The organism is Streptomyces sp. NPDC006140 (assembly GCF_040628815.1).
Taxonomy (GTDB): domain Bacteria; phylum Actinomycetota; class Actinomycetes; order Streptomycetales; family Streptomycetaceae; genus Streptomyces.
Map to the genome: position 1 here is coordinate 14,035 of NZ_JBEXTS010000009.1, position 13,352 is coordinate 27,386.

Below are 13,352 nucleotides of genomic sequence, written 5' to 3' on the forward strand. Positions count from 1 at the left end.
ATGCGGTACCGCATGCTGGGCGGGGTGCGGGTGAGCGCGGTCGGGCTCGGCGCGATGCCGCTGTCCATCGAGGGCCGGCCGGACGAGGAGCGCGCCCTGGCGACCGTGCACGCCGCGCTCGACGCGGGCGTGACCCTCCTGGACACCGCCGACTCCTACCATCTGCCGGGTGCGGAGCCCGGCCACAACGAGCGTCTGGTGGCCCGCGCGCTGGCCGCCTACGGCGGTGACACCTCGGACGTGCTGGTGGCCACGAAGGGCGGCCGGGGCCGTCCGGCCGGCGGCGACTGGACGGTGGACGGCTCCCCCCGCCACCTCAAGGCCGCCGCCGAGGCATCGCTGAAGCGGCTGGGGGTCGAGGCGATCGGCCTGTACCAGCTGCACAAGCCGGACCCTTCCGTGCCGTTCGAGGAGTCGGTCGGCGCGCTGCGCGAGCTGCTCGACGCGGGCACGATCCGGCTGGCCGGGGTGTCCAACACGGACGCGGACCAGATCCGCCGGGCCCGGGCGATCCTCGGCGACCGGCTGGTGTCGGTGCAGAACCGGTACTCCCCCGCCGTCCGGGACAGCGAGCCCGAGTTGCGGCTCTGCGCCGGACTCGGGCTGGCGTTCCTGCCGTGGAGCCCGCTGGGCGGGCTGGCCCGCAGCTCCCTGGACGGGCCCTCGCGCACGGAGGGAGCGGCCCGCTTCGCCGCCTTCCACGAGGTCGCGGCGGAACGCGGCGTCAGCCCCCAACGGGTCGGACTGGCCTGGCTGCTGACCCGGTCCCCGGCCGTCGTCCCGATCCCCGGGGCGAGCCGGCCGGAGACGGCCCGGGACTCGGCCGCCGCGGCGGACCTGCGGCTCAGTGCGGAGGAACGGGCCCGACTGGACAGGGCCGCCGCGCCAGTCCGCGCCTAGGGGGTGTCCGCAAAGTCGCGTCGTTCGCCCGGAGGGCGGGCCCTGCGGCGCCATGGGGGTCCCCCTGCTCGAAGAGCTTGGGGGAGCGTGCCAGGCGTCGCGGGGCAGGCGTGACTTTGCGGACACCCCCTAGAGCCTTCGTGTGCCTTCGCCGGCACCCTTATCGGGTCCCCGCGGACTCCAGTTCCCTGTCCTCGGCGGGCTCGTCCGCGGCCTGCTGCTTGCCGGGCAGCAGCAGCGCCACCACCACCGTGCCGACGCCCAGGACCACCGCGCCGATCAGGCTGGTGTGCGCGACCGCGTCGGAGAAGGACGCCCCCACCGCGTCGGCCATCTGCCTGGCCCCGTCGGCCAGTTGACCGGCCTGCGCCTTGAGCCGCTCCGCCTGCTGCGGGTCACTCGTGTGCGCCGCCTGCTCGGCCAGCTGCCGTGCCTTGTCGCCGATGCCCTGCGCCACGGCGTACCCGGCGCCGACGGAGTCCTGGGCCGTCTCCAGGGACGACGCGGGCAGCTTGCCGCCGGCCGTGGCGTCCGAGAGGTGGCCGGAGTACGACGTCGCCAGCAGCGAGCCGAGAATGGCGATGCCGAGCGAGCCGCCCAGCTCCAGCGAGGTGTCGTTGACCGCACCGCCGACCCCCAGCTCGGACTCCGGGAACGCCCCCATGATCGCGTCCGTGCAGGGCGACAGCGCGAGCCCGATCGCGAGCCCGAGGACGATCAGGGGCGCGACGAAGTCGCCGTACGACGACCCGGAGTCGATCCGGGCGAGCAGCGCCAGGGCGGCCGTACCGCCGACCATCCCGGCCGTCACGGTCCACTTCATGCCGACCCGGGGCGTGAGGTACCCGGTGAGTGCCGCGCCCACGAACACGGCGCCCGCCAGCGGCAGCATCCGCACCCCGGTGTCCAGGGCGTCGTAGCCGAGGACGAACTGCAGGTGCTGGGTGAGGTAGTAGAAGGCGCCGAAGACCGCCAGGAAGAACAGGGCGACGGCGAGGTTGGAGCCCGCGAACCCGCGGTCGGCGAAGCGGCGGACGTCCAGGACCGGGCGCGGGTGGCGCAGCTCCCAGAGCACGAAGGCCACGAGGCCGGCGCCCGCGACGACCGCCGCCGTGACGGCCTTGGCGCCCCAGCCGAAGTGCGGACCCTCGATGATCATGTAGACCAGTGCGCCGATCCACACCACGGACAGCAGGCCGCCGCCGTAGTCGATGCGCCCGTGGTGCCCCGCCCTGGACGGCGGCACGAGGACGAACGCGCCGACGATGGCCAGGGCGGCGACGGGGACGTTGATGAGGAACGTGGAGGACCAGCCGTGGTGCTCCAGCAGCGCCCCGGCGACGAGCGGCCCGGCCGCGATGGCGAGCCCGGCCGTGGCGGTCCACAGGGTGATGGCCTTGGCGCGTTCGGCGCGCGGGAAGGTCGCGGCGAGCAGGGACAGCGTGGCGGGCATGATCATCGCGGCGCCGGCGCCCATCACGGCACGGGCGGCGATGACCGCCGTGGCGCTGTCGGCGAGGTACCCGGAGACCGCGCCGCCCCCGAACACGACGAGACCGAGGACGAGCGCGCCCCGGCGGCTGTACTTGTCGCCGATCGCGCCGAGCAGCAGCATCAGCGCGGCGTACGGGACGGTGTAGCCGTCGATGACCCACTGCAGGTCGGCGCTGGACAGGCCGAGGTCTTCGGTCATGTCGGGCGCGGCGACGGTGAGGGCGGTGTTCGCCATCACGATGATCAGCAGGCTCAGGCAGAGCACGAGGAGCGCCCACCAGCGGCGGGCGTAGGGGCGGTCCATCCTCTCGGCCGGTTCGGTCATGACGAGTCGCATGGCAGGGGGTGCCTTCCTCGCTGATTTGCACATGGGTGTGCATTTACACAACGCTGTGCAATCTACGCCGTTGCACAGCGCTGTGCAAGTCACTGCGAGGAGGGGCACAATGGCGTCCATGACCACGGGCAACATCAGCCGCGCCGACGCCAACCGGCGCCGCATCCTCGACGTCGCCCTCGCGGAGCTGCTGCGGGACCCCGACGCCTCCATGGACCAGATCGCCCGCGCCGCGGGCGTCGTACGGCGGACCGTCTACGGGCACTTCCCGAACCGCGAGGCGCTGATCAGCACGCTCGTCGACGAGGCGGTCGCGGCGCTGGCGGCCGCGCACACGGCGGGCCGCGAGGGAGTGGAGGACCCGGCGGAGGCCGTGGCGCGCTCGGTGCTGGCGGTGTGGGAGATCGCCGACCGCTACCGGCTGCTGGTCGCGCTCGCCCAGCGCACGGTCACCATGCAGGGCATCCGGGAGCGGCTCGCGCCCGTCCGGGAGGAGAGCGTCGGTCTGTTGCGGCGCGGCCTGGACCAGGGCGTCTTCAGTTCACCGCTGCCCGCGCCGGCCCTGGCCTATGTGCACGAGCAGACGCTGATCGCCGTGCTGGAGGCGGTCAACGACGGCTTGCTGGCAGCACGAGAGGCGGGCAGCTGCGCCGCGGTCACGGTACTGACCGCGGCGGGCGTGCCCGCCTCGAAGGCCACCGAACTGGTGGCGAAGCTGAACGATTGATCCTCGCGAGACATCAATCTTCGCGAGAGATTGATCTTCGAGAGAGACTGATCTTCGCGAGACATGGACCGGGCGGCTGGGCGACGGGGGGACACCCAGCCGCCCGGAGTCTCGCGGGGGCGGCGCGGCGCTCAGGCCTTCGCCAGCTCCTTCTCGCCGCCCGGCTCGGGCACCTCGACCTGGTCGTCGGCGGCCGGGCCGCCGTGGCCGTCGTCCAGCAGCGTCTTCTCGTCGAAGGGCAGCTGCCCGGCGAGGACCTGGTTGACCCGGTCCTTGTCGATCTCCTTGGTCCAGGTGCCGATCAGCACGGTCGCCACGGCGTTGCCGGCGAAGTTGGTCAGGGCGCGGGCCTCGCTCATGAAGCGGTCGATGCCGACGATGAGGCCGATGCCGTCCACCAGGGCGGGCTTGTGCGACTGCAGACCACCGGCCAGGGTCGCGAGACCGGCGCCGGTGACACCGGCGGCGCCCTTGGAGGCGACCAGCAGGAAGAGCAGCAGCGGGATCTGCTCGCCGACGGACATCGGGGTGCCCATGGCGTCGGCGATGAACAGGGACGCCATGGTCATGTAGATCATGGTGCCGTCGAGGTTGAAGGAGTAGCCGGTCGGGACGGTGATGCCGACCACCGGCTTGCTGACGCCCAGGTGCTCCATCTTCGCGATGAGCCGCGGCAGCGCGGACTCGGAGGAGGAGGTGGACAGGATCAGCAGGAACTCACGGCCGAGGTACTTGAACAGCGTGAAGATGTTCAGGCCGGAGATCACCCGCAGCAGCGCGCCGAGCACGATGAAGACGAAGAGGAAGCAGGTCACGTAGAAGCCGAGCATCAGCACGGCGAGGCTCTTGAGCGCTTCCAGGCCGGCGGAGCCGGTGACGGCGGCGATGGCGCCGAAGGCACCGATCGGGGCGGCCCACATCACCATGGCGAGGATGCGGAAGACGAGCCGCTGGATGTGCTCGATGCCGCGCAGGATGGGCTGGCCCGCCGAGCCCATGCCCTGCAGCGCGAAGCCGGCGAGCAGCGCGATCAGCAGGGTCTGCAGGACCGACTCGTTGGTGAAGGCGGAGACGATCGTGGTCGGGATGATGCCCAGCAGGAACTCGGTGGTGCCCTTGGCCTCGGCGTCGACCTGCGCGTGGCCCGCGTCCTTGACGGCGTCGGTCACCGCCAGGCCCGTGCCCGGCTCCAGGATGTTGCCGACGACCAGGCCGATGCCCAGCGCGACCAGCGACATCACCGTGAAGTAGCCGAGGGCGATACCGCCGACGGCACCGACCTTGGCGGCCTTCCGCACCGAGCCGATGCCCAGCACGATCGTGCAGAAGATGATCGGGGAGATCATCATCTTGATCAGGTTCACGAAGCCGGTGCCGATGGGCTTCAGCTCGACAGCGAAGTCGGGTGCGGCCAGACCCACCGCGATACCGGCGGCGACCGCGATGATCACCGCGATGTAGAGATAGTGCGTGCGGTCCCGCTTGGCTTTGGGTGCGGCAGGTGCCGTATCGGCTGCGCTGGTCACGGCGGCCCTCCTTGACGACGTCGTCGGCATCACCGGCGTGCGGCTCACGTCCGGGAAGAGGGAGCGGGGGCTCCCGGAGATGCGTATTGGGGAATGCCGTGACTATGTCCTGCTCTGTGAGCGCGGTCACCCTTCCGTTCATTTAGTTCACAATCAGCCACGAGGCAGACTGACGGCATGCGCTTCTCCGTCCCCGGTCCCCGCAGCCTGGCGGGCCAGCTCTTCGCCATGCAGGCCGTCCTGATAGCGGTCGTCGTGGCCGGATACGCGCTGTTCACTTATGTCAGCGACCGCAGCCAGGCCGAGGAGGCCGCGAGGCGCCAGGCCAGGGCGGTGGCGCGGTCCGTCGCCGACTCCCCGTCGGTGCTGGCGGCGACGCGCACCCCCGACCCGACCGCGGAGCTGCAGCCGTACGCGCTGAAGGTCATGCGGGACACCGAGGTCGACTTCATCACGATCATGGATCCGCGGGGCATCCGCTGGACGCATCCCGACCCGGACCAGATCGGCCAGAAGTTCCAGGGGCACACCGCCAAGGCCCTCAGGGGCGAGACCTTCACCGAGACCTACACCGGCACGCTCGGCCCCTCGGTCCGCGCGGTCACCCCGATCCAGGACGGCCGGAAGGTGGTCGGCCTGGTCAGCGCGGGCATCCGGGTCGAGGAGATCACCCAGCGGGTGCAGGACCAGCTGACGGCCCTGCTCGGTGTCGCGGCCGGCGCGCTGGCGCTGGGCGCCGTCGGCACGTACGTCATCAACGCCCGGCTGCGCCGCCACACCCACGGCATGAACGCCGCCGAGCTGAGCCGCATGCACGACTACCACCAGGCCGCCCTGCACGCGGTACGCGAAGGGCTGCTGATGCTGGACGGGCAGTACCGTGTGGCGTTGATCAACGACGGAGGGCGGGAGTTGCTCGGCGTGGCCGGGGACGTGGTGGGCAGGTCGGTGGCGGAGCTGGGACTGCCCGCCCCGCTGACCGGTGCGCTGCTGGCGTCGGAGCCGCGGGTGGACGAGGTGCACCTCACGACCTCCCGGGTCCTGGTGATCAACACCTCGCCGGTGTCGGGTGGCGAGCGGCGCGGTACGGTCGTCACCCTGCGCGATGTGACCGAACTGCAGTCGCTGATGGGCGAGTTGGACTCCGAGCGGGGCTTCACGCAGGCACTGCGCTCGCAGGCGCACGAGGCGGCGAACCGGTTGCACACGGTCGTCTCGCTGATCGAGCTGGGCCGGGCGGAGGAGGCGGTGGAGTTCGCGACGGCCGAGCTGGAGCTGGCGCAGGCGCTGACCGACCAGGTCGTGGCGGCGGTGAGCGAGCCGGTGCTGGCGGCACTGCTGCTGGGCAAGACGGCCCAGGCGAACGAGCGGGGCGTGGAGCTGATGGTGTCGGAGGACAGCCGACTGGACGACGGGCTGCTGCCGGATTCCCTGCCGGCCCGGGACCTGGTGACCATTCTCGGCAACCTGATCGACAACGCCGTGGACGCGGCACAGGGCAGCACGCGGGCGCGGGTGACGGTGGCGGCGTACACGGAGGATGCTGAGGCCGTGGGGGACGCCGAGGCCGCGGAGGGCGCCGCCCCGGAGCTGGTGATGCGGGTCTCCGACACGGGCCCGGGCGTGGACCCGGCGCATGCCGAGGCCGTGTTCCAGCGGGGCTTCTCGACGAAGCCGGCGGGCCCGGGCGGCCGGGGGCTGGGGCTGGCGCTGGTCCGTCAGGCGGTGCACCGGCACGGCGGGACGCTGTCGGTGACGGGGGCCGACGGGGGCGGCGCACAGTTCGAGGTACGGCTGCCGCTGGGCAGGGCGGCCGGCGGCACGTCCGGCGCCCCCGCCCGGGAGGGCTCGGCACCGGCGGACCCGGCCGCCGCGCTCCCGCTGTCGGCGGGACCCGTGTCGCGGACCTCCGGGGGCTCGACGTCCAAGGCCTCAGGAGGCGACGCATGACGAGCGACCCCACGAGAGAGAAGGCCATCCGCGTCCTGGTCGTGGAGGACGACCCGGTCGCCGCCGACGCCCACGTCCTGTACGTCGGCCGGGTCCCCGGCTTCGTCGCCGTGGGCAAGGCGCACACGGGCGCGGAGGCCCGCCGGGCCCTGGAGCGCACCCCCGTCGACCTGCTCCTGCTCGATCTGCACCTGCCCGACGTACACGGCCTGCAACTGGCCCGCTCCCTCCGCGCGGCCGGTCACCACGCCGACGTGATAGCGGTGACGTCGGCCCGCGATCTGGCGGTGGTCCGCGAGGGCGTCTCGCTCGGGGTCGTGCAGTACGTCCTGAAGCCGTTCACCTTCGCGACCCTGCGCGACCGGCTCGTGCGGTACGCGGAGTTCCACGCGGCGGTCGGCGAGGCGAGCGGCCAGGACGAGGTGGACCGGGCGCTCGCGGCCCTGCGCGCCCCCGGCCCGGCCGCCCTGCCCAAGGGCCTGAGCGCGCCCACGCTGGAGCGGGTGACCATCGCCCTGCGCGACAGTGCGGAGGGCCTCACGGCGGCCGGCGTGGCGGAGTCCGTGGGCATCTCCCGCATCACGGCCCGCCGTTACCTGGAGCACCTGGTGGAGGCGGGCCGCGCGGCGCGCCGGCCGCAGTACGGCACGGTGGGGCGGCCGGAGCTCCAGTACCGCTGGGTCACGGGCCAGTGACGGCCCATCAGCCTTCCGACTGAACCGCCGCACACGCATTGACCTGACTAGACCACTCAACTTAGGTTCACGACGCAGCCATCCCGGCCACAACGAAGTGCGCCCGTAGGAGGTCGTGCCCGTGCGCCCCACCGCCGCCCTCACCCCCCTCGTCGCCCTGGTCCTCGCCGCCACGACCCTCACCGCATGCGGTGGGGGCTCCGGCAGCGACCCGGACACCGTGAAGGTCTCCTTCAAGCAGTCCACGGACAACTCCGTCAAGGTGATGGACACCTATCTCGCGGACATCAAGAAGCAGTTCGAGAAGGCCCACCCCGGCAAGAAGGTCGAGCTGGTCCCGATCAAGGCCCCGGACTCGGAGTACTACACCAAGCTCCAGCAGATGCTCCGCTCCCCCAAGACCGCCCCCGACCTGGTCTACGAGGACACGTTCCTCATCAACTCCGACATCACCAGCGGCTACTTGAAGCCCCTCGACCCCTACCTCGCCAAGTGGCCCGACTGGAACCGGTTCATCGACACGGCGAAGGCGGCGGCCAAGGGCGAGGACGGCAGGACGTACGGCGTCCCGGACGGCACGGACACGCGCGGCCTGTGGTTCAGCAAGGACATCTTCGCCAAGGCCGGCCTGCCCGCCGACTGGCAGCCGAAGACCTGGAACGACGTCCTGGACGCCGCCCGCACCATCAAGAAGAAGGTCCCCGGCGTCATCCCCCTCAACGTCTACACGGGCAAGCCCGTCGGCGAGGCGGCCACCATGCAGACCTTCGAGATGCTGCTGTACGGCACGACCGACGGCGGCACGGACCCCCTCTACGACAAGGCGAGCAAGAAGTGGATCGCCGGCGGGCAGGGTTTCGAGGACGCCCTCTCCTTCGTCGAGACGGTCTACAAGGAGAAGCTCGGCCCGGATGTCTCCGACGCCCTCGACCCCAACGTCATGACCCGGGTCCGCGGCGAGTGGCTCCCGCAGGGCGAGCTCGGCATCGCCCTCGACGGCTCCTGGCTCCCGCAGGACTGGCTGCCCGGCAGCGGCCACGAGTGGCCCGAGTGGTCGAAGGAACTGGGCCTGGCGGCCATGCCGACCCAGCACGGCCAGGCGCTTGGCAAGGTGAGCATGTCCGGCGGCTGGACCTGGTCGATCCCGGCCAAGGCGGCCAACCCGGACCTGGCCTTCGACTTCATCAGGACGATGCAGACCAAGGCCAACGCGCAGAAGTGGTACATCGCCAACTCGGGCATCGCGGTCCGCGAGGACGTCGCCGAGGACCCCGCGTACGCCGGGGCCCAGCCCGGCATCAAGTTCTTCACCGACCTGGTGGCGGCGACGCACTACCGCCCCGCCTACCCGGCGTACCCCAAGGTCTCCACGGCCATCCAGGAGGCGATGGAGAGCGTGACCACGGGCGACGCGTCGGTGGAGGAGGCGACGAACGCCTACACGGACGCGTTGAAGGACGCCACGGACAACCAGGTGGTCGAACGGTGAGCGGCCGATGACCGCCACCGCACCCCATCCCCGGCTCACGAAAGCCCCCACGGATCCGCACCGGACACGCGGCCCCCGCCTGCCGGTGCGGCTCCTCCCCCTGGCCCCCGCCGTCGTCCTCCTGCTCCTGTTCCTGGCCGGCCCGATCGCCTACTGCGGGTACATCGCCTTCACGGACCTCCAGCTCACCGGCCAGGCCCGGGAGTCGTTCGTCGGCCTCGACAACTTCACCCGGGCCTTCGGGGACGAGGAGTTCCTCAACGCCGTATGGCTGACGCTGGTGTTCACGGTCCTGTCGTCACTGATCGGCCAGAACACCCTCGGCCTGGCGCTGGCCGCGCTGATGCAGCGCGCGTCGAAGCCGGTCCGCACCCTCACCGGCGGCATCGTCGTCACGGCGTGGGTGCTGCCGGAGGTGGTGGCGGGCTTCCTGCTCTACGCCTTCTTCCGCCGTGAGGGGACCCTGAACGCCATCCTGGACTGGCTGCACCTGCCCGCCCAGAACTGGCTGTTCACGCTGCCCATCCTGGCGGTGTCGTTCGCCAACGTCTGGCGCGGTACGGCGTTCTCGATGCTGGTCTACTCGGCGGCGCTCAACGAGATCCCCAAGGAGATCACCGAGGCGGCGGAGGTCGACGGGGCGGGCGGCTGGCGCCGCATGTGGCACATCACCCTGCCCATGATCCGCCGCTCCATCGGCACGAACCTGATGCTCAACACGCTCCAGACCCTCTCGGTCTTCGGCCTGATCTGGGTGATGACGCGGGGCGGCCCCGGCGGCAGGAGCCAGACGCTGCCCCTCTTCATGTACGAACAGGCCTTCCAGAACAGCCTGATCGGCTACGGCACGGCGGTGGCCCTGCTCCTGCTGCTGGTCGGCTCCCTCTTCTCCCTCGTCTACCTGCGCCTGCTGCGGACGGAGGTCTGACCCGCCATGGCCCTCACCCTCGCCTCCCGCCGCACGACCCGCCGCCTCGCCGCGGACGCGGGCCTGCTGGTGGTCGCCGCCGCGTTCGTCCTGCCCCTGGCCTGGGTCGTCCTGTCGGCCCTCGACCCGGCGGCGAACCTGCGGGTGAAGACCCCCGACGGTCTCACCCTGGACAACTTCGACGCGATCCTCACCCCCGAGATCACCTTCACGCCGCTCCTGAACAGCCTGATCCTGTGCGGCGGCGCGACGCTGCTGACGGTGGTCTGCGCGGCCCTGGCGGCCTACCCGCTCTCGCGTTTCCGCTCCCGTTTCAACCGCCCGTTCCTGCTGACGATCCTCTTCGCCACCAGCCTGCCCATCACGGCGATCATGGTCCCGGTCTACGCGCTCTTCGTGCGGGTGGACCTGATCGACACCGTGCAGGGCACGATCTTCTTCTTCACCGCGTCCCAACTGCCGTTCGCCATCTGGCTGATGAAGAACTTCATGGACGGCGTGCCGAAGGAGCTGGAGGAGGCGGCCTGGACGGACGGGGCGTCGTCCCTCCAGTCCCTTCTCCGTATCGTGCTCCCCCTGATGGGCCCGGGCGTGGCCGTCGTGACGGTCTTCTCCTTCGTCATGATGTGGGGCAACTTCTTCGTCCCGTTCATGCTCCTGCTCACACCCGACCAGATGCCGGCGTCGGTCAGCATCAACGACTTCTTCGGCAACCGGGGGATGGTGGCGTACGGGCAACTGGCCGCGTTCTCCCTCGTGTACTCCACGCCGGTGATCCTCCTGTACGTCCTGATCGCGCGGCGGCTGGGAGGGGGCTTCGCACTGGGCGGGGCGGTCAAGGGCTGAGCGGCGCCGGGAAGCAACGGATCATGGCGGCTGTTGCACGCCGTGAACCGAAGGGGGAGACATGTCAGTTCGCGCCCTGGTCGTCGATCCGTCCGCACCGGCCGCCGTCCGTCTCGGCGAGGTCGCCGACCCGGTGCCCGGGCCGGATCAGGTCCTGGTGGAGGTCTCCCACGCCTCGTTGAACTACGGCGACCTCAACGACGCCCGCTCCGGGCGGGTCCCGGTGGGTGCGGTGCTCGGTTCGGACGCGGCCGGGGTGGTCGTCCGGGCCGCGGCCGACGGAAACGGGCCCGGGGTGGGCACGCGGGTGGTGGCCCTGACCGCGGGGGCGTTCGCCGAGCGCGTCGCGATCGGCGCGGGCGCGCTCGCCGAGGTGCCCGCGGGCCTGGAGATGGCGAAGGCGGCGGCCCTGCCGGTCGCGGGCGTGGCGGCACTGCGCTCGCTGCGGGCCGCCGGGCTCGGACCGGGGCGCAGGGTGCTGGTCACCGGGGCGTCCGGCGGGGTCGGCCGGTACGCCGTCCAGTTGGCGGCGCGGGCCGGTGCCCGGGTGATCGCGTCGGTGGGCTCGGCCGCTCGCGCGGAAGGGCTGGCCGAGGCCGGCGCCGACGAGGTGCTGATCGGGCTGGAGGGGCTGCGGGAGCCGGTGGACATCGTCATCGACAGCGTCGGCGGCCCTCAACTGGTCGCCGCCTGGGGCCTGCTGGCGCCCGGCGGCCACGTCCAGAGCGTCGGCTGGACGTCCGGGGAACCGGCGGTCTTCCCGCCGTACGCGACCGTCGGCCCGGCCAAGTCGCTGTCCTCCTTCGTCATCGAGGGCGAGGTGGGCGCGGACCTGGCCGTGCTCGCCGGGCTGGCGGCCGAGGGGGCCCTCACCGTCGAGACGGGCTGGCAGGGAGCGTGGACGCGGTTCGACGAGGCGGCCGAGGCGCTGCGCGGGCGCCGGGTCCGCGGCAAGGCGGTGCTGGAGGTGTCGTCCCGGTAGCGGCGGGTCCGGGGACGCACCGCGACGAGGTCGTCATCGACGACCGCGTTCGCCCTGTCGGTCCCCGCGACGGCCCCGCCGTCCCCCGGCCCGTCGTCCGCCCTCGGCGTCCCGGGCGGCTACCGCACCAGGCACGGCCGCTTGGCGTCGAACGACCACTCCGGGACGAGGTACCGCATCGCCACGGCGTCGTCCCGCGCCCCGAGCGCCTTCTCCCGGTAGAGGTCGTGCGCCGCAAGCAGCCGGTCCATGTCGAGTTCGACGCCCAGCCCCGGCCCGTCCGGGACCGCGATCTCCCCGTCCACGATCCGCGGCGGGTCCACCGTCAGCCGCTCCAGCCCCTCCTGCCAGATCCAGTGCGTGTCCAGCGCGTTGTACTCGCCCGGCGCCGCCGCCCCGCAGTGCGTCACCATCGCCAGCGAGATGTCGAAGTGGTTGTTGGAGTGGCACCCCCACGTCAGCCCCGTCGCGTGGCACAACTGCGCCACCCGCACCGACCCCTGCATCGTCCAGAAGTGCGGATCGGCCAGCGGGATGGACACCGACTGCAGCGCCAGCGCGTGCGCCAGCTGACGCCAGTCCGTCGCGATCATGTTGGTCGCGGTCGGCAGCCCCGTCGCCCGGCGGAACTCCGCGAGGATCTCCCGCCCCGAGTAACCCCCCTCCGCGCCGCAGGGGTCCTCGGCGTACGCCAGCGTCCCCACCAGCGGCCGGCACAGCTCGACCGCCTCGCGCAGCGACCACGCCCCGTTCGGGTCCAGGGTGATCCGGGCCTCGGGGAACCGCCGCTTGAGCGCCCGCACGGCCGCGACCTCCTCCGTCCCCTCCAGCACGCCCCCCTTGAGCTTGAAGTCCCGGAACCCGTACAGCTCGTACGCGGCCTCGGCCTGCCGCACGATCGCCTCCGGCGACAGCGCCTCCTCGTGCCGCACCCGGTACCACTCCACCGGGGAGCCGGGCTCACGCACGTACTCCAGGTCGGTCCGGTCCGGGTCGCCCACGTAGAACAGGTAACCCAGCACCCGTACGGACTCCCGCTGCTGCCCGTCCCCCAGCAGCGCCGCCACGGGCACGTCGAGGTGCTGCCCGAGCAGGTCCAGCAGGGCCGATTCGACGGCCGTGACCGTGTGGACGGTGGTCCGCAGGTCGAAGGTCTGCGCGCCCCGCCCGCCCGCGTCGCGATCGGCGAACCGCTCCCCGATCTCCCGCAGCACCCGCTTGTAGTCCCCCACCTTCGCCCCGACCACCAGCGACTCGGCGTCCCGCAGCGTCCGGGTGATCTTCTCCCCGCCGGGCACCTCCCCCAGCCCGGTCCGCCCCTCGGAGTCGGTGAGGACGACGACGTTGCGGGTGAAGTACGGCCCGTGCGCCCCGGAGAGGTTCAGCTCCATGCTGTCCCGCCCCGCGACCGGGTAGACGGCGAACGCCGTGACGACCGGCTGCTGTCCGATGCTCATCAGTTGCCCCTTCTCGAAGGA

General features: G+C 71.9%; 11 protein-coding genes. 8 read left to right on the top strand and 3 right to left on the bottom strand.

Annotation, left to right across the window (positions count from 1 at the left end; translation table 11 throughout):
• On the top strand, nucleotides 1–900 hold the full coding sequence (locus ABZ386_RS22900; RefSeq protein ID WP_358965693.1) for an aldo/keto reductase: 900 nt from the start codon (nucleotides 1–3) through the stop codon (nucleotides 898–900).
• 160 nt (nucleotides 901–1,060) lie between these two features.
• Here the strand turns inward: ABZ386_RS22900 and ABZ386_RS22905 are convergent, their stop codons facing one another.
• Nucleotides 1,061–2,731, bottom strand: a complete 1,671-nt coding sequence (locus tag ABZ386_RS22905) for a DHA2 family efflux MFS transporter permease subunit (protein ID WP_351342577.1) — start codon at nucleotides 2,729–2,731, stop codon at nucleotides 1,061–1,063.
• A 109-nt stretch (nucleotides 2,732–2,840) separates the two neighbouring features.
• Here ABZ386_RS22905 and ABZ386_RS22910 point away from each other — a divergent pair, with 109 nt between their 5' ends.
• Nucleotides 2,841–3,458 (top strand): TetR/AcrR family transcriptional regulator, encoded by a 618-nt coding sequence (locus ABZ386_RS22910; protein ID WP_355723008.1) that lies wholly within the window; start codon nucleotides 2,841–2,843, stop codon nucleotides 3,456–3,458.
• Nucleotides 3,459–3,589: 131 nt separating this feature from the next.
• Here ABZ386_RS22910 and ABZ386_RS22915 read toward each other — a convergent pair whose 3' ends face one another.
• Entirely contained in the window at nucleotides 3,590–4,984 is a 1,395-nt protein-coding gene (locus tag ABZ386_RS22915) for a cation:dicarboxylase symporter family transporter (RefSeq protein WP_351342573.1), read from the bottom strand.
• Between the two features lie 177 nt (nucleotides 4,985–5,161).
• On the opposite strand from ABZ386_RS22915, the gene ABZ386_RS22920 reads away from it, so the two are divergent.
• From ABZ386_RS22920 to ABZ386_RS22945, 6 genes are all read left to right on the top strand, one after another.
• Complete coding sequence (locus ABZ386_RS22920) at nucleotides 5,162–6,934, top strand: sensor histidine kinase (protein ID WP_355723012.1); 1,773 nt, start codon at nucleotides 5,162–5,164, stop codon at nucleotides 6,932–6,934.
• Nucleotides 6,931–7,629 carry a response regulator gene (locus ABZ386_RS22925; RefSeq protein ID WP_114255372.1) on the top strand — a complete coding sequence of 233 codons (699 nt, stop codon included), beginning with the start codon at nucleotides 6,931–6,933 and terminating at the stop codon, nucleotides 7,627–7,629. Before ABZ386_RS22920 ends, ABZ386_RS22925 begins: the two co-directional genes overlap by 4 nt.
• Before the next feature lie 121 nt (nucleotides 7,630–7,750).
• Nucleotides 7,751–9,118, top strand: coding sequence for an extracellular solute-binding protein (locus tag ABZ386_RS22930; RefSeq protein WP_358965696.1), 1,368 nt, complete (start codon nucleotides 7,751–7,753; stop codon nucleotides 9,116–9,118).
• Nucleotides 9,119–9,125: 7 nt separating this feature from the next.
• Nucleotides 9,126–10,046, top strand: coding sequence for a sugar ABC transporter permease (locus ABZ386_RS22935; protein ID WP_355723019.1), 921 nt, complete (start codon nucleotides 9,126–9,128; stop codon nucleotides 10,044–10,046).
• 6 nt (nucleotides 10,047–10,052) lie between these two features.
• Nucleotides 10,053–10,892, top strand: coding sequence for a carbohydrate ABC transporter permease (locus tag ABZ386_RS22940; protein ID WP_351342564.1), 840 nt, complete (start codon nucleotides 10,053–10,055; stop codon nucleotides 10,890–10,892).
• Nucleotides 10,893–10,953: 61 nt separating this feature from the next.
• Nucleotides 10,954–11,874, top strand: a complete 921-nt coding sequence (locus ABZ386_RS22945; protein WP_351342562.1) for a zinc-binding dehydrogenase — start codon at nucleotides 10,954–10,956, stop codon at nucleotides 11,872–11,874.
• A 119-nt stretch (nucleotides 11,875–11,993) separates the two neighbouring features.
• On the opposite strand, the gene ABZ386_RS22950 is transcribed toward ABZ386_RS22945, so the two are convergent.
• The gene (locus tag ABZ386_RS22950; RefSeq protein WP_356506350.1) at nucleotides 11,994–13,331 is read right to left on the bottom strand and encodes an enolase C-terminal domain-like protein; all 1,338 of its coding nucleotides are present in this window, start codon (nucleotides 13,329–13,331) and stop codon (nucleotides 11,994–11,996) included.
• Between the last annotated feature and the right edge of the window lie 21 nt (nucleotides 13,332–13,352).